General features: G+C 55.7%; 24 protein-coding genes. 9 read left to right on the forward strand and 15 right to left on the reverse strand.

The window, feature by feature from the left end; translation table 11 throughout:
• Positions 1-56: 56 nt before the first annotated feature.
• Positions 57-659, reverse strand: a complete 603-nt coding sequence (locus ACEWL3_RS00170) for an alpha-ketoglutarate-dependent dioxygenase AlkB family protein (RefSeq protein WP_386177025.1) — start codon at positions 657-659, stop codon at positions 57-59.
• A gap of 211 nt (positions 660-870) precedes the next feature.
• Between ACEWL3_RS00170 and dnaK the strand changes: the two genes are divergently transcribed.
• Positions 871-2,778: a molecular chaperone DnaK gene (gene dnaK, locus ACEWL3_RS00175; RefSeq protein WP_386177026.1), complete on the forward strand. Its 1,908-nt coding sequence runs from the start codon at positions 871-873 to the stop codon at positions 2,776-2,778.
• Between the two features lie 80 nt (positions 2,779-2,858).
• Positions 2,859-4,016: a molecular chaperone DnaJ gene (gene dnaJ, locus ACEWL3_RS00180; RefSeq protein ID WP_386177027.1), complete on the forward strand. Its 1,158-nt coding sequence runs from the start codon at positions 2,859-2,861 to the stop codon at positions 4,014-4,016.
• Positions 4,017-4,031: 15 nt separating this feature from the next.
• Here dnaJ and ACEWL3_RS00185 read toward each other — a convergent pair whose 3' ends face one another.
• Positions 4,032-4,448, reverse strand: coding sequence for a VOC family protein (locus ACEWL3_RS00185; RefSeq protein ID WP_386177028.1), 417 nt, complete (start codon positions 4,446-4,448; stop codon positions 4,032-4,034).
• A gap of 209 nt (positions 4,449-4,657) precedes the next feature.
• On the opposite strand from ACEWL3_RS00185, the gene radC reads away from it, so the two are divergent.
• Positions 4,658-5,419: a RadC family protein gene (gene radC, locus ACEWL3_RS00190; protein ID WP_386177862.1), complete on the forward strand. Its 762-nt coding sequence runs from the start codon at positions 4,658-4,660 to the stop codon at positions 5,417-5,419.
• Positions 5,420-5,474: 55 nt separating this feature from the next.
• Here the strand turns inward: radC and ACEWL3_RS00195 are convergent, their stop codons facing one another.
• The 3 genes from ACEWL3_RS00195 to secA form a co-directional block, all read right to left on the reverse strand.
• Positions 5,475-7,034 carry a substrate-binding domain-containing protein gene (locus ACEWL3_RS00195; protein WP_386177029.1) on the reverse strand — a complete coding sequence of 520 codons (1,560 nt, stop codon included), beginning with the start codon at positions 7,032-7,034 and terminating at the stop codon, positions 5,475-5,477.
• Positions 7,035-7,052: 18 nt separating this feature from the next.
• A complete protein-coding gene (locus ACEWL3_RS00200) occupies positions 7,053-8,042 on the reverse strand; it encodes a hypothetical protein (protein ID WP_386177030.1) in 990 nt (329 codons plus the stop codon).
• 117 nt (positions 8,043-8,159) lie between these two features.
• Positions 8,160-10,859, reverse strand: a complete 2,700-nt coding sequence (gene secA, locus ACEWL3_RS00205) for a preprotein translocase subunit SecA (protein WP_386177864.1) — start codon at positions 10,857-10,859, stop codon at positions 8,160-8,162.
• Between the two features lie 175 nt (positions 10,860-11,034).
• On the opposite strand from secA, the gene ACEWL3_RS00210 reads away from it, so the two are divergent.
• Genes ACEWL3_RS00210 through ACEWL3_RS00220 form a run of 3 tightly spaced genes read left to right on the forward strand, consistent with a single transcriptional unit; the run spans position 11,035 to position 13,528 of the window.
• Positions 11,035-11,883, forward strand: coding sequence for a peptidylprolyl isomerase (locus tag ACEWL3_RS00210; RefSeq protein WP_386177031.1), 849 nt, complete (start codon positions 11,035-11,037; stop codon positions 11,881-11,883).
• 3 nt (positions 11,884-11,886) lie between these two features.
• Positions 11,887-13,113: a bifunctional glutamate N-acetyltransferase/amino-acid acetyltransferase ArgJ gene (gene argJ, locus ACEWL3_RS00215; protein WP_386177032.1), complete on the forward strand. Its 1,227-nt coding sequence runs from the start codon at positions 11,887-11,889 to the stop codon at positions 13,111-13,113.
• Between the two features lie 16 nt (positions 13,114-13,129).
• Complete coding sequence (locus ACEWL3_RS00220; RefSeq protein WP_386177866.1) at positions 13,130-13,528, forward strand: (deoxy)nucleoside triphosphate pyrophosphohydrolase; 399 nt, start codon at positions 13,130-13,132, stop codon at positions 13,526-13,528.
• Between the two features lie 311 nt (positions 13,529-13,839).
• Here the strand turns inward: ACEWL3_RS00220 and infB are convergent, their stop codons facing one another.
• From infB to pip, 6 genes are all read right to left on the reverse strand, one after another.
• Entirely contained in the window at positions 13,840-16,311 is a 2,472-nt protein-coding gene (infB, locus tag ACEWL3_RS00225) for a translation initiation factor IF-2 (RefSeq protein ID WP_386177033.1), read from the reverse strand.
• Positions 16,312-16,320: 9 nt separating this feature from the next.
• Positions 16,321-16,941 carry an RNA-binding protein gene (locus ACEWL3_RS00230; RefSeq protein ID WP_386177034.1) on the reverse strand — a complete coding sequence of 207 codons (621 nt, stop codon included), beginning with the start codon at positions 16,939-16,941 and terminating at the stop codon, positions 16,321-16,323.
• A 22-nt stretch (positions 16,942-16,963) separates the two neighbouring features.
• A complete protein-coding gene (nusA, locus tag ACEWL3_RS00235) occupies positions 16,964-18,580 on the reverse strand; it encodes a transcription termination factor NusA (protein WP_386177035.1) in 1,617 nt (538 codons plus the stop codon).
• Positions 18,580-19,158, reverse strand: a complete 579-nt coding sequence (gene rimP / locus ACEWL3_RS00240; protein WP_386177036.1) for a ribosome maturation factor RimP — start codon at positions 19,156-19,158, stop codon at positions 18,580-18,582. Before rimP ends, nusA begins: the two co-directional genes overlap by 1 nt.
• Before the next feature lie 141 nt (positions 19,159-19,299).
• Complete coding sequence (locus tag ACEWL3_RS00245; protein ID WP_386177037.1) at positions 19,300-20,166, reverse strand: ABC transporter substrate-binding protein; 867 nt, start codon at positions 20,164-20,166, stop codon at positions 19,300-19,302.
• Entirely contained in the window at positions 20,163-21,134 is a 972-nt protein-coding gene (pip, locus tag ACEWL3_RS00250; protein WP_386177038.1) for a prolyl aminopeptidase, read from the reverse strand. Before pip ends, ACEWL3_RS00245 begins: the two co-directional genes overlap by 4 nt.
• Positions 21,135-21,182: 48 nt before the next feature.
• Between pip and ubiG the strand changes: the two genes are divergently transcribed.
• Positions 21,183-21,938 (forward strand): bifunctional 2-polyprenyl-6-hydroxyphenol methylase/3-demethylubiquinol 3-O-methyltransferase UbiG, encoded by a 756-nt coding sequence (ubiG, locus tag ACEWL3_RS00255; RefSeq protein WP_114876701.1) that lies wholly within the window; start codon positions 21,183-21,185, stop codon positions 21,936-21,938.
• Here the strand turns inward: ubiG and ACEWL3_RS00260 are convergent.
• Genes ACEWL3_RS00260 through ACEWL3_RS00275 form a run of 4 tightly spaced genes read right to left on the reverse strand, consistent with a single transcriptional unit; the run spans position 21,926 to position 24,231 of the window.
• On the reverse strand, positions 21,926-22,360 hold the full coding sequence (locus ACEWL3_RS00260) for a MarR family winged helix-turn-helix transcriptional regulator (protein ID WP_114876700.1): 435 nt from the start codon (positions 22,358-22,360) through the stop codon (positions 21,926-21,928). The genes ubiG and ACEWL3_RS00260 overlap by 13 nt on opposite strands.
• A 12-nt stretch (positions 22,361-22,372) precedes the next feature.
• A complete protein-coding gene (locus ACEWL3_RS00265; protein ID WP_386177039.1) occupies positions 22,373-23,203 on the reverse strand; it encodes a carbon-nitrogen hydrolase family protein in 831 nt (276 codons plus the stop codon).
• Positions 23,203-23,460, reverse strand: coding sequence for a glutaredoxin 3 (gene grxC / locus ACEWL3_RS00270; RefSeq protein ID WP_386177040.1), 258 nt, complete (start codon positions 23,458-23,460; stop codon positions 23,203-23,205). Before grxC ends, ACEWL3_RS00265 begins: the two co-directional genes overlap by 1 nt.
• Before the next feature lie 36 nt (positions 23,461-23,496).
• Positions 23,497-24,231 carry a ComF family protein gene (locus tag ACEWL3_RS00275; RefSeq protein WP_386177041.1) on the reverse strand — a complete coding sequence of 245 codons (735 nt, stop codon included), beginning with the start codon at positions 24,229-24,231 and terminating at the stop codon, positions 23,497-23,499.
• A gap of 11 nt (positions 24,232-24,242) precedes the next feature.
• On the opposite strand from ACEWL3_RS00275, the gene ACEWL3_RS00280 reads away from it, so the two are divergent.
• Positions 24,243-25,061, forward strand: a complete 819-nt coding sequence (locus ACEWL3_RS00280) for a methyltransferase domain-containing protein (protein ID WP_386177042.1) — start codon at positions 24,243-24,245, stop codon at positions 25,059-25,061.
• A 57-nt stretch (positions 25,062-25,118) separates the two neighbouring features.
• Complete coding sequence (gene hemH, locus ACEWL3_RS00285; protein ID WP_386177043.1) at positions 25,119-26,165, forward strand: ferrochelatase; 1,047 nt, start codon at positions 25,119-25,121, stop codon at positions 26,163-26,165.
• Positions 26,166-26,215: the final 50 nt, after the last annotated feature.

The raw sequence follows: 26,215 nt of genomic DNA on the forward strand, positions 1-26,215 counted from the left end.
CGTGTTGCACGCCTGCACAGTGCAAAAACAGCTCCCAACCTCATTCAATAATTGCCTCACTCAACCACGCGCAGCGTCAGATTGATGCGCCCACCGTCGCGCAGGAATGTCGATGACTGTGCCCTGATCCGGTCCACCCCATGATAGGTCAGGCGCGCATCGCCGCCCATCACAACCACATCCCCTGACTGCAGCCAAATCGATTCCGTCTTGCCGCCGCGCGTCACATTTCCCATGCGAAACAGGCCCTCATCGCCCAAAGAGATCGACACCACGGGCCATCGAAAATCTGCTTCATCCTTGTCTTGATGCAAGCCCATCCGCGCATCTGCATCATAATAGTTGATCAGACAGCATTCCGGTCGCCGATCCAACCCGGTTAACGCATCCCACACCTGCATCACTTCGTTTGGGATCGGCGGCCAGGGTTTGCCATTGGGATGCGTGGTCACATACCGATACCCGGTGCTGTCCGAAAACCAGCCGTATTTACCCGCCGCCGACATCCTGACCGACATCTGCTTGCCATAAGGCGTATCGGGCCGGAACAGAGGGGCCGCCTGAACGACGCGGCGGATGGCTGACAGCATCTGTGACTGGGCCGATTGCTCCAAGAATCCTTTGTGGATTTCAAAGCCTCTGACCCGCAAAACCGTCATAAATTTACCCTTCCTGTCACAATTTCGCAAAAATCATCTCAGATTCCCGGTTTCCTTGCCCTCGCAATGGTTGCAGGGTCCAATTCCGCTCCTTATATACCCTCCGAACCGCTGCGGGCCTAAGCCCAAAGCATCATCAGATCGGGACAATGGTGCCGCAACGGGCCTTTGTCTCGTGTCATCGCCTTGAACTCAAAAAGGGATCGAAAATATGGCCAAAGTAATTGGTATTGACCTCGGAACGACAAACAGCTGCATCGCCATTATGGACGGCAGCCAGCCTCGCGTGATCGAAAACGCGGAAGGCGCACGCACAACCCCCTCAATCGTCGCTTTTACGGATGATGAGCGTCTGGTTGGTCAGCCTGCCAAACGGCAAGCCGTCACAAACCCGGACAACACGATTTTTGGCGTCAAACGCCTGATTGGCCGCCGCAACGACGATGCGAACCTGGCCAAGGACAAGAAAAACCTGCCTTTCAACGTGATTGACGGCGGCAACGGTGACGCATGGGTCGAAGCCAAGGGTGAGAAATACTCCCCTTCACAAATCTCTGCCTTCATCCTCGGTAAGATGAAAGAAACCGCTGAATCCTACCTTGGCGAAGAAGTCACACAGGCCGTGATCACTGTCCCTGCCTATTTCAACGACGCCCAGCGTCAGGCCACCAAAGACGCCGGCAAAATTGCTGGCCTTGAAGTGCTGCGGATCATCAACGAACCAACAGCCGCCGCACTTGCCTATGGCCTCGACAAGGAAAACACCCAAACAATCGCGGTCTATGACCTCGGTGGTGGTACATTCGACGTGACCATCCTTGAGATTGACGACGGCCTGTTCGAGGTAAAATCCACCAATGGCGATACCTTCCTGGGTGGTGAAGACTTTGACATGCGCATCGTCAACTACCTCGCGGATGAGTTCAAGAAATCGAACGGCGTGGACCTGACCAAAGACAAGATGGCGCTCCAGCGTCTTAAAGAAGCGGCTGAGAAAGCCAAGATTGAACTTTCCTCGTCTTCACAGACTGAAATCAACCAGCCATTTATTTCCATGGGCAAAGACGGCTCACCACTGCACATGGTGATGAAGCTGACCCGCGCCAAGCTGGAAAGCCTTGTTGGTGACCTGATCAAAGCCTCGATGAAACCTTGCGCAGCCGCGTTGAAAGATGCTGGTCTGACCGCCAAGGACATCGACGAAGTCGTGCTTGTGGGCGGTATGACCCGCATGCCGAAAGTCGTGGAAGAAGTGACCAAGTTCTTTGGCAAAGAGCCACACAAAGGTGTGAACCCGGACGAAGTTGTGGCCCTCGGTGCAGCAATTCAGGCTGGTGTTCTGCAAGGCGACGTCAAGGACGTTGTTCTGCTCGACGTCACACCATTGTCCTTGGGCATCGAAACTCTTGGCGGCGTGTTCACACGCCTGATCGACCGCAACACAACGATCCCGACCAAGAAGTCTCAGGTGTTTTCCACAGCCGAAGACAACCAGAACGCTGTGACAATCCGCTGTTTCCAGGGTGAACGCGAAATGGCCGCCGACAACAAGATCCTCGGTGCCTTTAACCTTGAAAACATCCCGCCTGCCCCACGTGGCATGCCCCAGATCGAAGTGACCTTTGACATCGACGCCAACGGCATCGTGTCCGTGGGTGCTTTGGACAAGGGCACAGGCAAGGAACAAAAGATCACGATCCAGGCCTCTGGCGGTTTGTCCGATGAGGACATCGAAAAAATGGTCAAGGACGCCGAAGAGAATGCGGAAGCTGATAAAGAACGCCGCACGCTGGTCGATGCACGGAACCAGGCAGAAAGCCTGATCCACTCCACAGAGAAATCTGTGGAAGAGCATTCCGACAAGGTTGATCCGACCACCGTTGAAGCGATCGAACTGGCCATCGCCGCGCTGAAAGACGAACTGGAAAACGACAATGCCGACAAGATCAAATCCGGCATCCAGAACGTAACAGAAGCGGCAATGAAACTGGGCGAAGCGATCTACAAGGCCGCTCAGGAAGATGACGACGATGTCGCCACCGCTGCGGATGCCGCACATGGCGACGACGACATCGTCGATGCCGAATTTGAAGATCTGGACGACGACAAGCGCGCGTAAGCGTGTTCTAGGAACCTATTGACTGGGCCGGTCCGTCAGGCGGGCCGGCCCATCTCGTTCCACAAGCAGGAGCTTATCCCATGGCAAAACGGTGTTATTACGAGGTGCTTGGCGTTGCCAAAGGGGCCTCTGCCGATGAAATCAAAAAGGGCTATCGCACCAAAGCGAAAGAGCTGCACCCGGACCGCAATGGCGACAATCCGAAAGCCGAGGCACAGTTCAAAGAAGCAAACGAGGCCTATGAAGTATTGAAAAGCGCCGACAAAAAGGCCGCTTACGACCGCTATGGCCATGCGGCGTTTGAAGGGGGCATGGGCGGCGGCGGCCGACCCGGTGGCGGCTTTGGCGGCGGTCAAGGTGATTTTTCCTCTGCATTCTCAGACGTATTCGATGACCTGTTTGGCGATTTCATGGGTGGGCGTGGTGGCGCTCAGGGGGGCGGACGCCGTGCCGCCCGTGGCGCGGACCTGCGCTATAACCTGCGGATATCGCTCGAAGATGCATTTGCTGGCCTGCAAAAATCCATCAACGTTCCAACCGCGATCCAATGTGATGGCTGCAATGGCTCTGGGGCCGAAGGCGGCGCAGAACCCAGCACATGCCCCACCTGTTCGGGCATGGGCAAAGTCCGCGCACAACAGGGTTTCTTCACCGTTGAACGCACCTGCCCAACCTGTTCGGGCATGGGTCAGATCGTCAAAAACCCTTGCAAGACCTGCCGGGGAGCAGGCCGGGTTGAAAAAGACCGCTCACTGTCCGTGAACATTCCCGCCGGTGTCGAAACCGGGACCCGTATCCGCTTGGCCGGAGAAGGTGAAGCGGGCATGCGCGGTGGGCCATCCGGGGATCTCTACATCTTTATCGAAGTTGCCGATCACGAACTCTTTGAACGCGACGGGGCCAACCTGTTTTGCCGCGTCCCTGTCTCCATGAGCACCGCAGCGCTTGGCGGCAATATTGAAGTTCCAACTATCGACGGGGGTCGTGGCCGCGTGCAAATCCCCGCAGGCAGCCAATCGGGCCGCCAGATGCGCCTGCGCGGTAAAGGCATGCCACCACTCAGAGGCGGCGGCACCGGCGACATGATCATCGAACTCGCCGTCGAAACGCCGGTAAACCTGACCAGCCGTCAGAAAGAGTTGCTGAAAGAATTCGAGGGCGAAGCCCAAAACAACAACCCCGAAAGCAGCAGCTTCTTCTCAAGCGTCAAAACGTTCTGGGATTCGATGAAGGGCTGATCAACGATACCCCTATTATCCGTCTCGACCGGGCTCATTCGGATTGCTGCAAAACAAGGCGATCTTGTTGCCCTGAGGGTCGCGAAGGTAGCCAACATAAAAATGAGGTCCATATGACGCGCGAAAGCCCGGCGGGCCTTCGTCAGATCCGCCTGCGGCAAGTGCTGCGGCGTGAAGTTCACGAACCTGGCTCTGATTGTGCGCCTCGAATGCGACCATAGAACCGTTCCCAGCCGACGCAGCGCGCCCATCGAAGGTTGGTTTCACGTAGAAATCCGGCAAAATGGGCGACTGGCCCGGCGGGACGGGCAGCGCATAACTTAGACCCTCAGGACCTTCCTTTAGTCCGTATTCAAGCGCTGGCAGAAACGCAGAATAAAACCGCTTCGCGCGCGCGATGTCATCAGCACCGACGGTAACGTAGGCAATCATGCGGCGTTTTCCTTTCCAGACTTATGGGTATGGCGGCGGCTTTGCAGATTAGGTTAAGCTGATATGCAAGTCGCCTCAATAACCGCTAGATGATCCACCAAAGTGAACGGCCCGCGCTGGCTCAACCCAAATCACCCTGCAAAACCATTTCAGCCTACGCTGTTCGGTTTTTAACCATATCCTAACCATCCGTAAGCAGTCTCATGGATATGGACAAAAGCACCTCGTCATTCGCCGAAAAACCGCTGCCCTTTCTGCTGGACGACGCACCTGTCGCCTCACTCCCTTCTGGCAAACAGCCCTCCTACCTGATCGACCACCGCCAACGCCTGCGCACGCGGTTCATACAGGGCGGGCCAGCGGCCATGCCGGATTATGAATTGCTCGAACTGGTGCTGTTCCGTGCGATCCCCCGGCGTGATGTCAAACCGCTCGCCCACGCCCTGATGGCCCGGTTCGGTGACTTCAACCGGGTGATCACCGCGCCGGAGGCACGTCTGCGCGACATCTCCGGCGTGGGTGACGCCGTGATCATCGAATTCAAGGTCGTTGAGGCATCGGCCCACCGCATGGCCCGGTCCCGGGTCCTCCAGCAGCATGTCGTCTCCAGTTGGGATGCACTGCTTGATTATTGTCACACCACCATGGCGCACCGCGAAACGGAACAATTTCGGGTGCTGTATCTTGACCGCAAAAATGTACTGATCGGGGATGAGGAACAGGCAAAAGGCACCGTCGATCATGTTCCCGTCTATCCGCGCGAGGTCGCCAAACGCGCGCTTGAGCTCAACGCCAGCGCGCTCATTCTGGTGCACAATCACCCCTCGGGTGACCCCACACCGTCGGCATCTGACATTGAAATGACCAAGCAGGTTGCGGCCGCCTGTGACGCGTTGGGGCTGGAACTGCATGATCATCTGATCATCGGCACATCGCGCGAACTCAGCTTTCGGGCCGAAGGATATCTCTAGCCCAAAGGCACAGACGCGACACCGACAAAATACCGACGTGATACCGACGCGCTTTTCAGCGCACCCAAACCTCGACCCGGCGGTTCACCTGGCGACCCCAATCGCTGTCATCACAAGCCATCGGCATCGCCTCACCAAAGGCATCCACACCCAGATTGACCCGGTCCAGGTTCGCCGTCACCGCCGCTGCACTGACCGCCCGCAACACCGCTTCGGCCCGGCGCAGGGCGATGTCCCGGTTCGACTTTGCGGCACCATCCCCGTCACTGAAACCCACGAACAAAAGCTGCCGGGCATCATAGGTACCTTGCTCCAGCGCGCGGGCCAACTGCTGCACATTTGACCGCGATTGCGCATCCAGCCGGATGGACCCCGCCTCAAATCTGAACGAGGTCGTCAACCGCGCCATCGGGCTAAGCGTCGCGGTCATGCGTTGCAGTTCCTCCAATGACGTTTCAGGACCGGCAACGGCAATCGCATTGGCAAATCGGTTGCCTTGATCTTCAATGGCAATCTCTTCTGGAGTTTGATCAACAAAACCGGCCCGACGGATCACATTCTGCGCGTCAGGGCTTCGGGTGAAAGCAAGAAACTCACGCGCGATCAGCGGTAGCCGCCGGGCCGGAAAGTACAGGAACATCGGCGCGGTCAGTGGATAATCCTCGGTCTTGATCGTCCGACGCGACGCATCAAGCGCAAAACCGCAGGTCCCGCCGAGCGTCAGCACCTGGGTATTGCTCCGTTCAGCATAGCTGGTGATTCCAAGGGCAAAGGTATCCTTGGCGACAGCTTCGGCCAACTCAGATGGCAAAGCATGACGGATGATTGCGTCGGTCAAATCCAATTTTGCGGGAGTCATGACCTGATCAACAATTGCCTGGTTAAGCCCGCTTGCATCGCTTGGCAGGTGCAGATCAATCGGCGCATCCGGGCCGCCGAACGCCTGCCAATTCGTGATCTTTCCGGCAAATACCTGAGCCAGATCGAAGGGCGAAATGCGCTTGACCGGATTGGAAAGGGATACGATCGGCACAACAGCGTCCAAAGACAGAACGCGACTGCGGTTCGCGCCCGTCAGATCTCCCATTCCCGCCTCACGGGCATTAATTCGTTCTTCTTTGCGTATCTCACGTAAGGCCATGACGATGTCCGCCTCATCCGCCAACAAATCTGCGAAACCCTCATCCGTATTTGTGGCGCGAAAACCGAACCGGGCGGCAAGCTTGCCGGTGTCAAGCCGGGTCAGCAGATAGGCAAACCGCGTATGGTCAGCCTCTTCTCGACTCACACTGTACTCATTGCGCTGGGCAAAAGCGTCAATAAGGGCCGGCATGAGGACCGCACCCATGCTGGCAGAACCAGACATCTGGATTTCCGCGACAAAGTCCTGAAGGTTGGGACAACCAGGTCCCGCACAGGACACACCGGATCCATCAACCGTTAACTCACCATAATCTGTCGACAGCCTGTAAAATTCACCATCAAAACCCAACAAGGTCCCGCTCAATTCCACCTTGCCGTCGCGCGAAGTCAGCGAGACGTCTTGCGCAAAAAGCGGCAGGCCGACAAATAGAAAAAGTGCAGCGAATACCGCCGCACGTTTTACGATGATCATAGGACCTCGAGTGTTGCGTTAGTTACGCGCGACTTTCAGGTCTTGGAGCAGATTATTCAACACCAGAAAGTTGCCAATCGCATCGCAATCAGGAACGGACAGTGACAAGTTCTGCGTTTTCATCCGCCCACCGGCACTTACTTCCAACGACTGCGCCTCAATTTCCTGGCCGCAATTCACTGCATTGACCTCTGTCTCGACACTCAGCACGATCTCGCCGCTCTGTGATGCCGCTACTTTGGGAAAGCTGTAAACCTCGGCAAAAAGGGCGTCCGGCACGTCGCTATTGCCCAGTTCAATGATCATACCGCTTCTTCCGGTCACCGCATCGGCCAAGTCACCAGGTGCGTCTGCCCAAATATGTCCGTTTGAGCCGTAATCAGCGCCAAATTCACGGGCATGTATCTGAAAACCAGTTTGGCCCCGCCACTGCAGCACAACCCGGTCAAAATCCTCAAGTTCTTCGACTTTGGTTTGTGCGACAGCGCCCTCTCCATTTGAAAAGGCGATAATGAAAACAGCCTCTTTTGCCAGCGCAGGCACTGTGATGTTCAATGTGCCGGTGTCAGAAGTTGTTTCCGTAAAAATCATTCCGTTGTGATGAACCGTCATGCGTTCACCTGGCAGGCAAGATGCGTTCAGGTTCAAATTCACCATAGCTGCTGCAACTGCGCGCGCTTGCGCTGTGACAGCGCAGGCAGTGCTAACAGATGGTTCTGGCACATTGGGTTCTGCCAGTTTGGGCGCGGAACCTGTTGTTACTTGACTGTCTGCCGCCGGCACGATCACGTTTGTTTCAAACTCAGCTGAGGTCAATTCGATCTCTTGGACATCTAGAAGTGCGTCATTACGATCAACCTCTGCAACCGCCGGGGTCAAACCTTCAATTGCCTTCTCACCGTTCCCGTAACGACTTTGCGCGGCATCCGAACTTTGCATGACAAAGCCAATGCCAATAGCACATCCCAGCGTCCCTACGACGGTCAGCATTTCTTTAATATGCCGCATTTGCCCATCCCCTCCACGGAATCGTTCGTGTAAAGGTATCGCGCAAAATCAGGGCCGGGTTATGGCCCTGAAAAGGGGAGTTTGAGGCAAAAAGAAGGCAAAAGCCACTTTCAGACCTTAGGCAAGCCGCCCGTGGCAGTGCTTAAATTTCTTTCCGGACCCGCAGGGGCAGGCATCATTCCGGCCCGGATTACCCCATGTTGCGGGGTCACCTTCGTCAAATCCTTCGACCAGCGGTTCAACAGCTACCTGATCAGGTGCGGCTATTTTTGCATCAGCCTGCATCGCCGATTGACGCGCCATCATTTCCTCAATCATTGCGCGCTGCTCTTCCGGGGACATCGGTTGGACCTGTCCTAATTTTTGCGTCACATCCTGCCGCAAGCTGTCGAGCATGCTTTCAAACAGCTGAAAGGACTCGTTCTTATACTCGTTCAGCGGATCACGCTGTGCGTACCCACGGAACCCAACAACAGATCGCAGATGTTCCAGCGTCATCAAGTGATCACGCCATTTGCCATCGATGGATTGCAGCAACAACTGTTTTTCGATGTTGCGCATGTTTTCGTCGCCAAACGCCTTGGTTTTGTCCGCCATCATCTTGTCGGTCGCATCAATCAGGCGTTCGCGGATAACCTCATCATCCACGCCTTCTTCTTCGCACCATGCAATAACCGGAAGGTCCATGTTCAACTGCTCAATCACCGCCGCATAGAACCCTTGGGTGTCCCATTGATCAGCGTAAGTTTTGGGCGGCATATAGGTGTCTATCAGGTCATCAATGACCTGATGACGCATGTCCGTAACAATCTCGTTCAGGTCCTGCGCTTCCATAATATCGCGGCGCTGACCAAAGATGACTTTTCGCTGTTCATTCATCACGTCATCGAATTTCAACAGCTGTTTGCGAATGTCAAAGTTGCGGCCTTCGACTTTTGCCTGTGCGCGCTCAAGCGATTTGTTGACCCATGGGTGAATGATCGCTTCGCCCTCTTTCAGGCCAAGCGTGGTCAACACTTTTTCCAGACGTTCAGAACCAAAGATGCGCATCAGATCATCTTCAAGCGACAGAAAGAACGAGGTGCGCCCCGGATCACCCTGACGGCCAGAGCGGCCCCGCAACTGGTTGTCGATGCGGCGGCTTTCGTGGCGTTCTGACGCGAGAACATAAAGACCACCAGCCTCTATCACCTTCTTCTTTTCGTCGGCATGTTCGGCTTCGATCCTGCTGCGCACGGCGACCGGATCGGCATCCGGATCCGCATCAAGCGCTTCAAGAACCTTCAGCTCGACGTTACCGCCCAACTGAATATCGGTGCCGCGACCGGCCATGTTCGTGGCAATGGTTACCGCAGAATACTTACCGGCATCGGCGATGATCTGGGCTTCCTGCTCGTGCTGCCGCGCGTTCAGAACATTGTGCTCAATCCCTGCGGCTGTCAGCATCGTGCTCAATTGTTCAGATTTTTCGATCGAAGTCGTCCCGACAAGACAAGGTTGCCCTTTGGCATTCGCCACTTTGACCTTTTCAATCATCGCCTCATATTTTTCGCGGGCTGTGCGGTAAACCGCATCGTCTTCGTCCACACGGGCAACCGGCAGGTTTGTCGGCACTTCGACCACGCCCAACCCGTAAATCTCGGCAAATTCATCAGCTTCGGTCAGGGCTGTGCCGGTCATGCCAGCCAGTTTTTCATAAAGCCGGAAGTAATTCTGGAACGTCACGGAAGCCAACGTCACGTTTTCAGGTTTTATATCGACGCCTTCCTTGGCTTCGATCGCCTGATGTAAACCGTCAGACAAACGACGACCCTGCATCATCCGCCCGGTGAATTCATCAATCAGCATCACCTCGCCGTCGCGCACGATGTAATCTTTGTCGCGCTGAAACAGTTTATGCGCGCGCAGGCCCTGGTTGACGTGATGCACCACTGTGGTGCTTTCAGGGTCATATAAAGTTGCATCTTCTTCGAGCAAACCATGAGCACGAAGCTGCGCCTCAAGAAACTCATTCCCGTCATCGGTAAATGTTACGTTGCGGGTTTTTTCATCCAGTTCGAAATGCGCGTCCTCCAAGGACGGAATCAACTTGTCGACAACCTGGTACATCTCTGAACGGTCCTGCGATGGACCGGAAATGATAAGCGGTGTCCGCGCCTCGTCGATCAGGATACTATCCACCTCATCGACGATCGCATAATGATGCTCTTTTTGAAAAATGTCGGCCAAGTTCGATTTCATATTATCGCGCAGATAATCAAAGCCGAGTTCGTTGTTGGTGGCGTAAGTGACGTCACATGCATAGGCCGCACGTTTTTCATCCTCTGGCATGTTCGACACAGCGGCACCCGTGGTCAGGCCAAGTGCGCCAAATACCTTGCCCATCCAATCTGCGTCACGCTTCACCAGATATTCGTTAACCGTGACGATATGTACACCTTTGCCTGTCAGCGCGTTCAGATACGCGGCAAGTGACGCCGTCAGGGTCTTGCCCTCACCAGTCTTCTGCTCTGAGATATTGCCCTGATGCAGAAAAATCGCAGCAAGCATCTGCGTATCAAACGCACGCAAGCCCAATGTGCGGCGGGCAGCCTCGCGGCAATTGGCAAAGGCTTCAGGCAAAAGGTCGTCAAGGCTCTCGCCATCCAATGCACGCTTGCGGAATTCCTCAGTCTTTTCTATCAGACCTTCATCGCTCAGCTTTTCAAACTCTGGTTCAAGCGCGTTGATCTTTTCAACCAGCGGGCGCGTCGCCTTGATTTTGCGGTCATTGGGTGTGCCAAAGACCTTTTTGGCGATTGTTCCGATACCCAGCATGTAATCTCCAGCCGAAGTTGTGATGTTTGCGCCGATCTGCTTGCTCAGACCTTCATCAACCCATAGATAGTCGGGTGAATAAAGCACCCGAGCGGCGCCCATAGGGCGATGTAAGGGCCGCACCAAACACTGTCAATGTAGCAGCCCCCTTCACCGGGAAACGATAGGACATTCCATGCATAAAACCCGCACTTTTCTGGCATCTGTGGTAATGGCAGCCGTTTTTGCCCTTCCTGCAACAGCACAGGACGAGACATCGTTTGACACTGTTGTTGCCACCGTAAACGGCAAGAATATCACCGTTGGTCATATGATCGTGGCGCGCGCCACTCTGCCTGAGCAGTATCAGCAGCTACCGGATGAGGTCTTGTTTTCCGGCATCCTCGACCAATTGATCCAGCAAACGGCGCTGGCCGACACCTTTAGCGGTGAATTGCCTGCCCGTGCCAGACTGTCACTTGAAAATGAAACCCGGTCGGTCACCGCAGCCGAAGTGATCGAAAGTGTGATGTCTCAGCCGATAACAGAGGAAGCAATTCAAGCGGCCTATGACGAACAATACGCCGATGCTGATCTGGGCGAGGAATTCAATGCGTCACATATTCTGGTCGAAACACAAGAAGAGGCGAAAGCCATAGTTGAAGAGTTGAGCGGTGGGGCAGACTTTGCCGAACTGGCAAAGGAAAAATCAACCGGTCCATCAGGCCCCAGCGGCGGATCATTGGGATGGTTTGGTGCCGGTATGATGGTTCCGGCATTTGAAACGGCGGTTGCTGGTATGGAAGCGGGCAGTGTTTCAGACCCGGTGAAAACACAATTTGGCTGGCACGTAATCAAGCTGAACGAAAAACGGATCACCGAGGCACCCTCGTTGGACTCCGTGCGCGAGGAACTGGATTTGCAAGTCCGGCAGACCCTTGTTCAGGCTGAGATCGAAAAGGTGACAGCCGCGGCAGACGTCAACAAAGACGCGGCCGCAACGATTGATCCCGCAGTCACCAAGAACGTTGAGTGGCTTGAATAGATCATGGGTAAGATTACGGCTGTATCGCCACTGGCCCCGGCTCAATTCCCAGACCTCCCGATTATTGACGGTGTGAAATTTGCCACCTGTGCTGCAGGCGTACGGTATCAGGGTCGAACTGACGTGATGTTGGCCCAACTGGCCCCCGGAACAGCAATTGCTGGGACATTTACTCGTTCCACAACACGCGCGGCACCTGTTTTGGACTGCCAGGCGAAAATCGGTGGCGCATCTGATCAGGGTGCGGCGATTTTGGTCAACTCAGGCAACGCGAATGCCTTTACCGGGCGTGGTGGCGTAGCTGCGGTCGAGGCGATTACAACGGCGGTAGCGGCCGCCTGTGGCGTCCCGCAATCGCGGGTCTTTACCTCATCAACCGGGGTGATCGGTGAGCCCTTGCCCCATGATCGCATTACCTCGGTCTTGGGTGAACTGACCAAACAGCTTGACGCTGGTGGCATAGCGGCAGCTGCCAAGGCCATCATGACAACTGATACCTTTCCCAAAGGGGCGACTGCCGAGGTCATTATCAACGACAAACCCGTCAAAATCGCGGGTATTGCCAAGGGATCCGGGATGATCGCGCCGGATATGGCGACGATGCTGGTCTATATTTTTACCGACGCATTGGTCGATCAATCGGCGCTGCAAGCCATGGTGTCGGACCATACCGACAAGACATTTAACTGCATTACAGTTGATAGTGATACGTCCACCTCGGACAGCTTGATCATGGCCGCCACGGGCGCGTCTGGTGTTGATGCCACAAACAGCGATGTATTCAAAACCGCGCTCTTTGATCTGATGCTCGACCTTGCGCATCAGGTTGTTCAGGACGGTGAGGGAGCAACAAAGTTTGTAGAGGTTTCTGTGACCGGCGCAGCAAGTGATGCCGATGCCAAGACCCATGCATTGGCGATTGCCAATTCGCCGTTGATCAAGACGGCGATCGCGGGTCAGGATCCGAACTGGGGCAGGGTGGTGATGGCCATCGGTAAATCGGGTGCCGCGGCAGATCGGGATCTTCTGTCAATTCGGTTCGGCGATGTTGAAGTCGCCAAGGACGGCTGGCGCAGCCCGTATTATTCGGAAGAGGCCGCAGCGGAACATATGAAGGGTCAGAACATCGTGATTGGCGTCAGCCTTGGATTGGGAACAGGTGCCGCAACGGTCTGGACCTGCGATTTGACCCATGGCTACATTGAGATCAACGCCGATTACCGGTCGTGATGCAGGTCCTGTTGGGATGAAAGTTGTGCTGGTATCCGCCGTCGCTCTGATCGACGTCGACGGCCGAGTGCTCTTGGCGCAGCGCCCTGCAGGCAAGTCGATGGCGGGTCTATGGGAATTCCCCGGCGGCAAAGTAGAGCAGGGCGAGACCCCGGAACTCGCGTTAATCCGGGAACTGGAAGAAGAGCTGGGCATCAACACCTGGGCCTCCTGTTTGGCCCCGCTGACGTTTGCCAGCCACTCGTATGATGAGTTTCATCTGCTGATGCCGTTGTTCGCCTGCCGCAAATGGGAAGGGACGCCGACCCCTCGCGAGGCGCAGGCGCTCAAATGGGTGCGGGTCAACGACATGCGGAATTACCCCATGCCCGCAGCCGATTTACCCCTTATCCCCATTCTCAGAGACTGGCTATGATGCCATTTTGGGCAATTCGGGCAACATTTCGCTCGCATTATCCGCACTTTTGAAACAATCTTGTAGTAATTACATCATTGTTGTCTAGAATAGGTTTAACTTTCTGGGGGGGAAGTCGGATGCTACGTACAATAATAATCGGAAGCTGCGTTTACGTTCAGGGCATTTTTGTCAAAGATATGCCTGATGGACGGATTGCGGTGAAGGTTGACGACACTATTTTTTCCGGAATGCCGGTTCTCAACAAATCGTGAAACGAAAAAAGGGCCGCGTTACCGCAGCCCCTTTTCGAATACCTTGTCTCGCCTAACTTAGCTCAACGTACGGGTCACTTCCTCGCGCTCAAAAATCTCGATGACATCGCCTGGGCGGACATCATCGTAATTCTCAAACGCCATGCCACATTCCTGACCTGACTGTACTTCCGGCACTTCGTCTTTAAAGCGCTTGAGTGTCTTGAGCGTACCTTCATGGATCACAACGTTGTCGCGCAACAGGCGCACACCAGCCGACCGGCGTGCGATACCTTCGGTGACGAGACAGCCCGCGACCTTGCCAACACCCGTGACCTTAAAGACCTCTTTGATATTCGCATATCCGATAAAGTTCTCTTTGATCTCGTTGCTGAGCAAGCCGGACGCCGCCGATTTCACATCGTCCACAAGATCATAGATCACCGAATAATATCGGATCTCGACGCCTTTTTGGTTGGCGGTGTTGCGCGCAGATGCATTGGCACGAACGTTAAAGCCCATGATAGGCGCGCCTGATGCTTCAGCCAGGCCGACATCGGTTTCCGTAATCGCACCGACACCGGAATGCAGCACGCGCACGCGCACTTCGTCATTGCCGATCTTTTCCATCGCCTGAACGATCGCTTCGGCTGAACCCTGCACATCGGCTTTCACCAAAATCGGCAGTTCGCTGACGTCTTCGTCGGCTTTGGCGTTCGCCATCAACTGTTCCAGCGTCGTCGCCGCACCAGCCGCAGCGCGTTTGTCTTTTGCAGCTTTCTCGCGATAGGTGGCAATCTCACGCGCCTGCGCTTCGGTTTCTGTCACGTTCAGCACATCACCCGCTTCGGGTGTGCCGTTCAGGCCAAGAACCTCAACAGGGACTGATGGTCCGGCCTCTTTGACGCGCTCACCCTGGTCGTTGATCAGGGCACGAACTTTACCGTACTGTTCGCCGACAACGAAAATGTCGCCTTGGCGCAGCGTGCCATTCTGGATCAGAACAGTCGCGACAGGGCCGCGGCCCACGTCAAGCTGAGCCTCAATCACGGCACCGACAGCGGCGCGATTTGGGTTAGCCTTCAACTCAAGGATTTCAGACTGCAATGCGATGGCTTCAAGCAACTCGTCCAGGCCTTGCCCGGTGGTTGCCGAAACCTCCACGTCCTGGACTTCACCGGACATCTTTTCGACGATGACCTCGTGCTGCAAAAGATCAGTGCGCACTTTGTCAGGGTTGGCTGCTGGCTTGTCGATCTTGTTGATTGCAACAATCATCGGCACCTTAGCCGCTTTTGCGTGTGCAATCGCCTCAATGGTTTGCGGCATGACGGCATCATCTGCAGCAACAACCAATACGACAATATCCGTGACCTGAGCACCGCGTGACCGCATCGACGTAAACGCCGCGTGACCCGGTGTATCAAGGAACGACAGCACTTGGCCGCTATCGGTTGTGACCTGATAGGCACCAATATGCTGGGTGATCCCGCCAGCCTCACCCGCCACAACCTTGGCATTGCGAATGGCATCGAGCAAAGATGTTTTGCCGTGGTCGACGTGGCCCATAATCGTGATGACCGGTGGACGATCCACAAGGTCTTTGGGATCATCTTCCGCCAGTTTGATCACGTCTTCGACGTCGGCATCTGAAACGCGGACAACTTTGTGTCCAAATTCCTCGATAATCAGTTCGGCGGTATCCGCATCAATCGTTTCATTCTGCGTCACCATCATACCGTTGTTCATCAACGCCTTGACGACTGCACCGGTTTTCTCGGCCATGCGAGAAGCCAGCTCTGACACAACAATGGCAGGGGGCAAGTTCACGTTGCGCACGATCTTTTCGCGTTCAACATTGCCACCCATGGCTTTCTGACGCGCACGTTCCTGCTTGCGTTTCATCTGTGCCATCGAACGATGGCGACTACCCTCGCCACCAGAAAGCGCCTGATTCAACGTCAGCTTGCCAGAGCGACGGTTATCTTCGCCCTGCTTATTCCGTTTGTCGGTTTCCTCGCGGTCACGATCCGTCTTGCGGGCAGTGGGGCCGGGGGCAGGTTTGTTTGGGGCTGGCCGGGCGGCTGCGGGCTCAGATGGTGCCGCAGCAGCTTGGGCCACGGCCGCTGCTTCACGCTTTGCGCGCTCTTCTTCGTCTGCCTTCGCCTTGAGGCTCTCTTCGCGCTCGCGATCTTCGGCCTCTTTGGCCTCAATCTCGGCACGGCGGCGTTCGCGGTCTTCTGCGCGCGCCTTTTCGTCAGCCTCACGTGCGGCTGCTTCTTCAGTCTCGCGTGCCTTCGCGGCCTGAACTGCCTTCAGGCGACGGTCCATTTCGGCATCAGTAATGCCTGCCGGGCGTTTAGTAGGATCGCTGACAGGTCCGGCACCAGGGCCAGATGGCTTTTGCCCACCCGGTTTTGGCACCACAACGCGCTTGCGCTTGGTTTCGACCACAACGTTCTTGGTCCGGCCATGGCTAAAGCTTTGCTTTACGTTGCTTGGACGCGAACCGCCCAGACCCAATGTTTTTCTACCGTCACTATCGCTCATTACGATTGTCTATCCTTTCGACTGGCCCTTGCCAGCCTCGATTACGCGCACGCCTTTAAGTCTTCCGGCTTCCTCTACAACACGTTGCGTGAGTCCACCAGAGGCGAGCGCCCCATGTATCACAGTTTGGCGACCGAATGCCAAACCCAATTCATCCGCCGTCAGCCAACCAATGTAATGGCCATAATGCGGCGTACTTAGTTTCGATTTGCCGCGTCCAGATCCATCAACGGCCTGCACCAGAACCTCGGCCTCTTCCATTTGCAGCCAGCCTTTGACCTTCTCATAGCCGGCAACCGCTTTTCCCGCCTTGCGCTGCAGCGAGATCAGGTCGACCACACGGCGCGCAAGTTGCTTTTCAACCTCGTCCGCCAAACCCTCCGGGACTTTGACCGGCCGTTTAGCAGCCCGTGAGAACAGATTTTTCTGAACAGCCAACTCAATCGTCGCTCGGTCCGCCGCAACGTAAATGCCCCGCCCAGGTAGCTTACCAAGTATGTCAGGTACAACCTGATCGTCAGGACCCAGAACAAAACGCACCAACCCATGTTTTGGTTGCACGTCACCCGTGGCAATGCACTTGCGATCAGGACCGTCTTCTCGGTCTTTTGGAACGCCACCGCGACCCATCAGGTTCTTCCGAGGCCTGCGATCAGGCCTCGGCCTCCTCAGTCAACTCTTCGTCTTCTTCCGTCGCATCCGGCTCCAGATCGGCAGGATCTACCCAGCCCAGCATGATGCGCGCGGTCATGATCATGGCCTGAGCGTCTTCCAAAGAAACATCAAAGGGCTCAAGGACCCCGTCGTCTTTGACACGTTCGCCATCAACCGTGGTCCAGCCACCCGCCAATTCCCAATCCGCGCAGGTTGCAAAGTCCTCCAGCGTTTTCACTTCGTCTTTGCCCAGCGCCTCTAGCATCTGGGGTGTCAGACCCTCAAATTCAACCAGGCTGTCCTCAACACCCAAGGCACGGGCGGCATCCATCGCTGCTTTGTTTTTAGCCTCCAGCACATCGCGGGCACGGGCCTGCAATTCGCCAGCGGTGTCTTCGTCAACACCGTCGATGACCAGCAATTCTTCAACTTCAACGTAAGCAACTTCCTCAAGGTTCGTGAACCCTTCGGACACCAGCAGCTGAGCAAAGAATTCGTCCAGATCCAGGTTGTCCATGAACAGCTTGGTGCGCAGCTCAAATTCGGCCTGACGGCGCTGGCTTTCCTGCTCTTCTGTCATGATGTCGATATCAAGACCGGTCAGCTGTGACGCCAGACGCACGTTTTGACCGCGACGGCCAATGGCAAGCGACAACTGTTCTTCCGGCACGACAACTTCGATCTTGCCGGCTTCTTCATCCAGAACAACTTTGCTGACTTCCGCGGGCTGCAATGCGTTCACAAGGAAGGTTGGCTGATCTTCATTCCATGGAATGATGTCGATCTTTTCGCCCTGAAGCTCGTTCACAACGGCCTGAACGCGGCTACCGCGCATACCAACGCAGGCACCCACTGGGTCGATAGAATTGTCATAGCTTATCACGGCTATCTTTGCGCGCGATCCGGGGTCGCGGGCAACGGCCTTGATCTCGATAATGCCATCGTAGATCTCTGGCACTTCCATTTTGAACAACTCAGCCATGAATTCTGGCGCTGTACGGCTCAAGAATATCTGTGGGCCACGTTGTTCGCGACGAACTTCTTTGATGTAGACGCGGATGCGGTCATTGGGGCGATAAGATTCGCGGCCAATTTTCTCGTTGCGGCGCAAAATTGCTTCGCCCGCGCCCACATCAACGATGACGTTGCCATATTCTTCGCGCTTGACCAGACCGTTGATGATTGTTCCGGCGCGGTCTTTGAATTCTTCGTACTGACGGTCACGTTCAGCTTCGCGGACTTTTTGCAAGATCACCTGCTTGGCGGATTGTGCGGCGATACGGCCCATTTCAACGGGCGGCACTTCCTCAACAAAGGTCTGACCAATCTCCGGGTTTTCCATATATTGTTTGGCCTGTTCGACCGTGAATTCCGCCTGATAATTCTCAAGCTCGTCGTCTGCCACAACAGTACGGACACGGGTGAATGTCGCACGACCTGTCTTACGGTCGATTGCCACGCGAATGTCCATTTCTGCGCCATACCGCGACTTCGCTGCACGGGCGAGCGATTCTTCCATCGCCTCAATGACCAGACCGGGATCGATCATCTTTTCGCGCGCAACCGCCTCGGCGGTTTGCAACAACTCAAGCTGGTTTGCAGATGTAATGGCCATTAGGTGTCTCCCTCATCAGACTCTTCAGTCTGGATCTCATCAAACTTGGTTTCGTCAATTGCGCCCGACGCTTTGCGCTGGCGCAGCATTTCTTTGATCAACTCATCGGTCAGCACCAATTTGGCATCCGACAGCCAGTCGAACTTCAACCCAATCGTGCCCTCTTCGACGTTGATCAGGACTTCGTCACCTTCAACACCCGCCAGCTCGCCCTTGAAACGGCGGCGGCCGTCAATCAGCTCTTCGGTTTCAATCTTGGCCTCATAGCCTTCGAACATGTCGAAATCCTTGAGCCGGGTCAGCGGACGGTCAATACCGGGGCTGGACACCTCAAGGGTATATTCTTCGATAATCGGATCCTCGACATCCAGTGTCGCACCAATTGCCTGTGAGATCAGGGCAAGCTCATCCACTTCGATGCCCGCCTCTGGCCGATCCGCCATGATCTGCAAAATCGTGGTCTTGCCCGACATCAACCGCACGCGCACCAATTCGAACCCCATATCCTCAATCACCGGTGTGATGATCTCGGCCATGCGGCGGTCAATGGCAGCTTTGGCAATCAGGTCGTTGTTCATGTTGTCCTTGGGCACAAAAAAACGGGCGCGCGGCCCGTGTTCAAGATCGGTGGTGCATTTGGTTTGGACCCGAACGCGCCGCTGTTAAAAAGGGATATAGGGTGGATAGGCGATAACTGCAAGCGGAGTCTGAAGCGCGGCCTATCCAAACCACCAGCGCTCTGCTGCACGCAGATTGTCGAGCGGGCGTAATGGGCTGATCTGCGCCGGATGTGCTATGTCGCGCGAAACCGCAGCAGAAGGCATGCGGCGATGGGGCAGCAACGCAATGTCGGGCAAGTCCGTGACCCCGTCCGCATCTGTCACGTTGACCGCATCCACCAGAATTTCCGCCAGCGCCTGAATGCGCACTTCCTCAGATGGGATCGACACCAACTCAACCTCATCAAACCATCCAGCCTCCCCATCTTTGTAGTGGGCGGAAACCCGCTCGGTTACAAGCTGCTGACCCGGCGCAAAATGTTTGGCGCGGTAAAGGCCCGTCCCAATGCCAGACTGCGGTGCATGCGCTGGACGGATGACAAATTCCGGCTGCGCCAAAAGCAACGGCAGCCCGGGATTTGGCGCGTTCAATGCGATAGTGACCGCATATTTCCCATCAGCGATACATGTGGCCCCCAAGCCAAAGACGGCAGCAAGACTCCTGGCAACATCTTTTGCAGTGAGAGGCGTGTCATCGTGAAACCTCACTGCTGGTCGCAGATCGAACCGCCACGTGCGCCCAGCGTCAGACGTGTGCCATCCGGTCGCCAGTTCAGCCCGCAACGTTCCGTCTGCGGCAACTTCGGTCAATGTGTCAAACACCAACCCCTGTCGGGCAATTTGCATAAAAAGGCCTTCGCCATTGGCCCATGTATCATCGCGCGCGGCATCTGACAGCGCCATCCGCAGACGTCCCCCGGCGCGTGGTATCCCGGCCGCAGACACACCCGACGCCGCCAGCAAGGCGGCAGCAGCACCAGAAGCAAAAAGTGCGCGACGATCCAAAAGGGAATTGCGCCTTGTCATTCCGCCGCGATCCGATCCATCGCGCGCACCAACTCCGCGCTGATCCCCGGCTCAGACAATGCATGCCCGGCATTGCGAACCATTTTGAGTTCGCTCTTCGCCCAGCGCTCTGACAATGCAAATGCGTTTGTCGGAGGACAGATCATGTCATAACGCCCCTGTACGATCACACCCGGTATGTGGGCGATACGCTTCATATGGGCCAGGATCTGCCCATCAAATTCCAGAAAGCCCGCATTGGTGAAATAGTGGTTCTCAAGTCGCGCAAAAGCCCGTGCATAGTCTGCCGGCCCTTCGTGCGCGGTGCCTGACGAATGTATGGACGCCAGCGCATTTTCCCACGCGGCCCATGCCTTGCCGTATTTCTGTTCCGTTGGCAGATCGCCTGAAAACAGGCGCTGATGATACGCCGAGATCATGTCGCCGCGTTCCTTTTCCGGGATCAACGCCGCAAACCGGGCCCAAACCTCGGGCCAGAATTTGCCGGCACCGCCGCCGTAGAACCAGTCAAGTTCGGCCTGCGTCATCAAAAAGACACCGCGCAACACCAGGTGACGCACAACTTCCGGATGGCTTTGCGCATATATCAGGGCAAGGGTGGCCCCCCAGGACCCGCCAAAGACAATCCAGCCGTCAATCCCAAGCGTTGTGCGAATCAGCTCAATATCCGCAACCAGATGCCAGGTTGTATTGTCCGTCACAGACGCATGCGGCCGGGACCGCCCACATCCCCGCTGATCAAACAAAATCACCCGATATTTATCCGGATCAAAATAGCGTCGCATCGACGGGCTGCACCCGCCGCCCGGCCCGCCATGCAGCACCACAACAGGGATGCCATCAGGGTTACCGCATTGTTCAACATAGATGCTATGACCCTGCCCAACAGCCAACATTCGTTGGTTGAAAGGGTCGATCGGCGGATAAAGATACTGTACCGCGCGTTTTTGATCGGGAAATTTGTCCATCGAAGCCCTATATAGTCTGTCAGGACTAAAGAGCATAGGGAGCGCAGAATGCAAGCGCATCAAACAACCGTAGACCCCGCCGAGATTGCAAAGTTTGAGGCGATGGCCGCTGAGTGGTGGGATTTGAACGGTAAATTCAAGCCATTGCACATGCTGAACCCGTGCAGGCTGGACTATATCACCACTCAGATCGCGGGTGAGTTTGATCGTGATCTGAAGTCACCTGAACCATTCAAAGGTCTACGCATCCTTGATATTGGATGCGGTGGTGGCTTGCTGTCCGAACCGATGGCCCGTCTTGGTGCTGACGTCGTCGGTGCCGATGCGGCAGAACGTAATATCCCGGTGGCGCAGGTGCATGCCCGGCAATCCGGGCTGGAGATTGATTATCGTCACACCACGGCCGAAGCGATGGCCGCCGCAGGCGAGCAATTTGACGCAGTCCTCAACATGGAAGTCGTCGAACATGTCGCGTCCCCCATCGACTATCTGACCGCGTGCCGACAATTGCTGAAACCGGGTGGCCTGCATATTTGCTCGACGATTAACCGCAATCCAAAATCCTTCATGATGGCGATTGTGGGCGCGGAACATGTGATGCGCTGGTTGCCCAAGGGAACGCATGAATGGGCAAAATTTATCACGCCCGATGAATTGTTTGATCTGCTGCGGCAGGCGGGCCTTGATCCGGTCGACCGCAAGGGGTTTGTGTTTAACCCGATCGCGTGGTCGTGGCGGTTGTCAGATCGGGACCTCAGCGTGAATTACGTCACCGCCAGCACGAAACCTGATCAGCCAAGCTGACGGCGGATTTCTCGCAAAATCGGCAGGGCGGCACGCGCCTGATCTTCGCCCAACTCATCAACAACTTTGTTGATCATCGGGGTAATCGCAGAGATCGCATTCACATGCGCCAATCGACCTGCCGGGCTGATCCCGACCATCTTGCGGCGGGCATCATCCCAATCGGGCCGGATGTGAATGTATCCTGCCCATTCCAGTTTGTTCAGCGTGTTGGTCATCGCACCGCGCGTGACGTTGAATGTCTCTGCAAGTTTGGCAGGGGACCGTTCGCTGCCGTGCCACGCCAGATTATTGAGAACCGAAAAATGCGAGATTTCCATGCCCTTCGGCAAGACCCGTGTCAGCCGGCTTCGCACAGATTGATCCGCTGCCAGCAGTTCGCTGAACAGCAGAATCGCAAGAGTGTTCTTTTCATCTGTCATGTCTGGGCCCGATCAGGGGTCTGAGAACCTGCGCCTATTGGCAAGGCTTGGCACCTTTTGGCGTGCTGCCACCCCTTTTTCCATATTCAGATCAAAGATGTAAACGCCAGTGTCTGTTTTGGCGTCCAAAATCACTTCTCCCCAGGGATCAACGACCAGGGAATGGCCATAGGTATCGCGGGTTTTATGGTTTGTGCTGGCATGGGTCCCGGTCTGTGCAGGTGCCAAGACAAAACAACCCGTCTCAATCGCCCGCGCCCGCAGCAGGGCATGCCAATGCGCGGCACCGGTCACCGGCGAAAAGGCCGCTGGCGCGGTCAGGATTTGCGCCCCGGCGCTTGCCAGCGCCTGATAGAGCAGCGGAAACCGCATGTCATAGCAAATGCTCAATCCGATATTTGCAAAAGGCGTTTGGGCCATCACCGCCTGCGTACCGGGACGGTAGCCTGCTGATTCGCGATAAGTCTCTGTTTCGTTGATCTGAACATCAAACATATGGATCTTGTCATATCGCGCGGCAATCGACCCATCAGGCGCAATCAGGAAGGATCGGTTCGCAAACCGCCCGTCAGCGTCCACGGTCTTTAGTGCCAGCGATCCAATCAACAGCCAGATATCGGTGTCCGACGCGACCTGCCGCAGAGCGGCCAATGTGATGTCGTCCGCCTCAAGCTGCAATACGCTTTTTTGATGTTCTCTGCTTGTCGAGACGCAATTTGTGACCTCGGGGGTCAGGATGAACTGCGCGCCCTGCGCCGCTGCATCCCGAACCAACTGGACGGTCACTGGCAGGTTTGCCACCGGATCATCCGAAACATTCAGCTGTAAAAGCGCCGCTTTCATTATGCGGCCAACAAAGCGTCCAGCTTGCCCGCGCGTTCTAGCGCATGCAGCTCGTCAGAACCGCCCACATGCGTATCACCGATAAAAATCTGTGGCACGGTACGCCCACCATTTGCACGTTGCATCATTTCGGCCTTCCGCCCCGGTTCCGCCAACACGTTGACTTCAGAAAAACTGACGCCTTTTTGGGTCAGCAATCGTTTGGCAGCGTGGCAATAGCCGCACAGCGGCGAGGTATAGATTTCGACAGGTTTCATGGCTGGGCCTCTTTGAACGCGATGTTGGCACCAGATTTAGGTATCTTTTGCGACGCGCGCCAGTGTTACCACGCGCACTGTCCCAGAACCCGCGTCAAGGCATGCCTGTGTGGCGGCGGTCAACGTCGCACCAGAGGTCATTACATCATCCACCAATAGGATCGAACGGCCAGCCAATCTGTGTCGCCGTTTTGGGTGAACACGGATCGAGTTTTCCAACATTTGGAACCGTTCCTGGCCACCCAACCCATCCAAGGAGCTGGTGCGCTGAACCCTTTGCAGAAGATCCGGGCACCATTCTTTCTCCAGCCGCGTTGATAAAGCTTTGGCAAGCAATGCGGATTGGTTGTAACGCCGCTTCATCAGTCTGAGCCAATGCAGCGGAACTGGCGCAATCAGCGCATTTTCAGGTGCGATGCTTTGCACCACATTGGCCATCCATAATGATGCAGGGCGGGCGATTTCCTGTCGGTCACCGTGTTTCAGGGCAAGCACCAGTTTACGGCCCGTATCGCGATACACCAAGGCCGCACGCCCCTGAACCCATGGCCGGGGGACCGCAAGGCAGCCATCACATTGTAGTGAGCCACTGACATCAACACCCGGCAAGGGCACACCGCAACGGTCACAGGCGGCCCCGCCGACAAATGCCGTATCGCGCCAGCATGGCCCACATAGGCCAAAATCGCTGTCCACCATCGCACCACAGGTCAGACACCGCGCCGGATAGACAAAGTTCAACGCAGTTTGAAATCCCTGCAACAACGTCATATTGATCCTTAATGACTGCACAGCCCATCATGACCGATCTTGCAAAACTTGCCCGCAACCGCGCACGCGCGACCTCGGCAGGCATGTTCCTGCACCAATCTGCCGCAGATGAAATTCAGGATCGGCTGGAATTGATTAACAAATCGTTTAAGGCACCTGCCATTGTGACTGGTTTTCCCAATTTTTGGGCACCGCAATTGCCAGCTGCACTGGCCGGGCCTGCGGATGAGGTGCTGACCCTCGATCAAGGCGCGCATGATCTGGTGGTCCACGCGATGGCGTTGCATTGGTCCAATGATCCGGTGGGGCAACTGATCCAATGCAGGCGCGCCCTGCAAGCCGATGGGCTGTTTCTGTCTGTGTGTTTCGGGGGCCAGACCTTACATGAATTGCGCGCGTGTCTGGGCCAGGCAGAGGCCGCGATAACCGGGGGGATGTCCCCTCGCGTGGCACCTATGGCTGAGCTTCGCGACCTTGGGGCGCTGCTGCAACGGGCGGGGTTTGCGTTGCCGGTCGCTGACACCATGCCTTTACGTGTCGAATATGATGACATGTGGCATCTGATGCGTGATTTACAGTCAATGGGCGAAACCAATGCCTTGCACGCCCGATTGCGCCGCCCAACGGCGAGAACAGTACTGGAACATGCAGCAGATCTTTACCACAGCCATTTCGGAACAGGCGACGGGCGCATCGTTGCAACCTTCGATCTGATATTCCTGACCGGTTGGGGGCCCGACGACAGCCAGCCCAAACCATTGCGCCCCGGGTCCGCCAAACAGCGGCTTGCAGATGCCTTGCACACGGATGAGACAAAACTGCCCAATTGACCCCAGAGGCACAGCGCCTATTTCACCAGAAAACGAAGATACACCAAGGACAACTGAATGCAGCTTACGCGCCCGGAACATGCCGATACCGACCATCCAAAACTGCCCCGTCCAAAGGTTGGCGTCTTGCTGGCGAATTTGGGCACGCCGGATCACTACGATTACTGGTCGATGCGCCGATACTTGGGTGAATTCCTTTCAGACCGGCGTGTCATTGATTACAGTCCATGGCTTTGGCAGCCGCTCTTGCAATTGGTCATTCTCAGCAAACGACCCTTTACCAGCGGTGCCGCATATAAATCCATCTGGAACGAGGCCGAGAACGAAAGCCCGTTGATGACTATAACCAAGGCCCAGACCGCCAAGATCACATTGGCGATGCAAGAACGCTATGGCGATGACGTTATTGTCGATTTTTGTATGCGCTACGGCAATCCCTCTACACAATCAAAGGTCGCCGCAATGACCGCCGCTGGATGTCAGAAGATTTTGTTCTTTCCGCTGTATCCACACTACGCTGGTGCCACTTCTGCGACAGCGAACGATGCATTTTTTGCGGCGCTGGGGAAAGAAAAATGGCAGCCCTCTGCGCGCACTGTCTCTGCGTATTTTGACCGGGCCGATTATATCGATGCCCTTGCTGGATCTATTGAGGCGGCTTATGCGGCGGCTGAAACCAAACCTGATCTGTTGATCTGTTCGTACCACGGCGTACCCATTCGGTATTTGACAGAAGGCGACCCGTATCATTGCCAATGCCAGAAAACGACGCGGCTGTTGAAAGAGCGTCTGGGGTGGGATGACACCCAGATCATGACCACATTCCAGTCAAAGTTTGGCCCTGAGGAATGGTTGCAGCCCTACACCGTCGAGGAAGTTGCGCGGCAGGCTGAGGCGGGAAACAAAAATATCGCTGTCTGCGCACCGGCGTTTTCAGCCGATTGCATCGAGACGCTCGAAGAGATCAACGAAGAGATCAAAGAGAGTTTTGAACACGCAGGCGGTGAAGAATTTACCTATATTCCCTGCCTCAACGATGATGACGCACACATCGCCGCGCTGTCGAATATTATCGAAGAAAATTTGCAAGGCTGGCTCGCCTGACTCGCCAATCCCTTGTCGTTAAAACGCAAAAAAGGCGGTGCAGAACACCG

The sequence above is a fragment of the Sulfitobacter sediminivivens genome, assembly GCF_042611115.2.
Lineage (GTDB): Bacteria > Pseudomonadota > Alphaproteobacteria > Rhodobacterales > Rhodobacteraceae > Sulfitobacter > Sulfitobacter sediminivivens.

Bases quoted from the DNA above. Each gene is read 5' to 3' on its own strand.
- ACEWL3_RS00170 (WP_386177025.1), bottom strand. From the start codon at position 659: ATGACGGTTTTGCGGGTCAGAGGCTTTGAAATCCACAAAGGATTCTTG.
- dnaK (WP_386177026.1), top strand. From the start codon at position 871: ATGGCCAAAGTAATTGGTATTGACCTCGGAACGACAAACAGCTGCATC.
- dnaJ (WP_386177027.1), top strand. From the start codon at position 2,859: ATGGCAAAACGGTGTTATTACGAGGTGCTTGGCGTTGCCAAAGGGGCC.
- ACEWL3_RS00185 (WP_386177028.1), bottom strand. From the start codon at position 4,448: ATGATTGCCTACGTTACCGTCGGTGCTGATGACATCGCGCGCGCGAAG.
- radC (WP_386177862.1), top strand. From the start codon at position 4,658: ATGGACAAAAGCACCTCGTCATTCGCCGAAAAACCGCTGCCCTTTCTG.
- ACEWL3_RS00195 (WP_386177029.1), bottom strand. From the start codon at position 7,034: ATGATCATCGTAAAACGTGCGGCGGTATTCGCTGCACTTTTTCTATTT.
- ACEWL3_RS00200 (WP_386177030.1), bottom strand. From the start codon at position 8,042: ATGCGGCATATTAAAGAAATGCTGACCGTCGTAGGGACGCTGGGATGT.
- secA (WP_386177864.1), bottom strand. From the start codon at position 10,859: ATGCTGGGTATCGGAACAATCGCCAAAAAGGTCTTTGGCACACCCAAT.
- ACEWL3_RS00210 (WP_386177031.1), top strand. From the start codon at position 11,035: ATGCATAAAACCCGCACTTTTCTGGCATCTGTGGTAATGGCAGCCGTT.
- argJ (WP_386177032.1), top strand. From the start codon at position 11,887: ATGGGTAAGATTACGGCTGTATCGCCACTGGCCCCGGCTCAATTCCCA.
- ACEWL3_RS00220 (WP_386177866.1), top strand. From the start codon at position 13,130: ATGAAAGTTGTGCTGGTATCCGCCGTCGCTCTGATCGACGTCGACGGC.
- infB (WP_386177033.1), bottom strand. From the start codon at position 16,311: ATGAGCGATAGTGACGGTAGAAAAACATTGGGTCTGGGCGGTTCGCGT.
- ACEWL3_RS00230 (WP_386177034.1), bottom strand. From the start codon at position 16,941: ATGGGTCGCGGTGGCGTTCCAAAAGACCGAGAAGACGGTCCTGATCGC.
- nusA (WP_386177035.1), bottom strand. From the start codon at position 18,580: ATGGCCATTACATCTGCAAACCAGCTTGAGTTGTTGCAAACCGCCGAG.
- rimP (WP_386177036.1), bottom strand. From the start codon at position 19,158: ATGAACAACGACCTGATTGCCAAAGCTGCCATTGACCGCCGCATGGCC.
- ACEWL3_RS00245 (WP_386177037.1), bottom strand. From the start codon at position 20,166: ATGACAAGGCGCAATTCCCTTTTGGATCGTCGCGCACTTTTTGCTTCT.
- pip (WP_386177038.1), bottom strand. From the start codon at position 21,134: ATGGACAAATTTCCCGATCAAAAACGCGCGGTACAGTATCTTTATCCG.
- ubiG (WP_114876701.1), top strand. From the start codon at position 21,183: ATGCAAGCGCATCAAACAACCGTAGACCCCGCCGAGATTGCAAAGTTT.
- ACEWL3_RS00260 (WP_114876700.1), bottom strand. From the start codon at position 22,360: ATGACAGATGAAAAGAACACTCTTGCGATTCTGCTGTTCAGCGAACTG.
- ACEWL3_RS00265 (WP_386177039.1), bottom strand. From the start codon at position 23,203: ATGAAAGCGGCGCTTTTACAGCTGAATGTTTCGGATGATCCGGTGGCA.
- grxC (WP_386177040.1), bottom strand. From the start codon at position 23,460: ATGAAACCTGTCGAAATCTATACCTCGCCGCTGTGCGGCTATTGCCAC.
- ACEWL3_RS00275 (WP_386177041.1), bottom strand. From the start codon at position 24,231: ATGACGTTGTTGCAGGGATTTCAAACTGCGTTGAACTTTGTCTATCCG.
- ACEWL3_RS00280 (WP_386177042.1), top strand. From the start codon at position 24,243: ATGACTGCACAGCCCATCATGACCGATCTTGCAAAACTTGCCCGCAAC.
- hemH (WP_386177043.1), top strand. From the start codon at position 25,119: ATGCAGCTTACGCGCCCGGAACATGCCGATACCGACCATCCAAAACTG.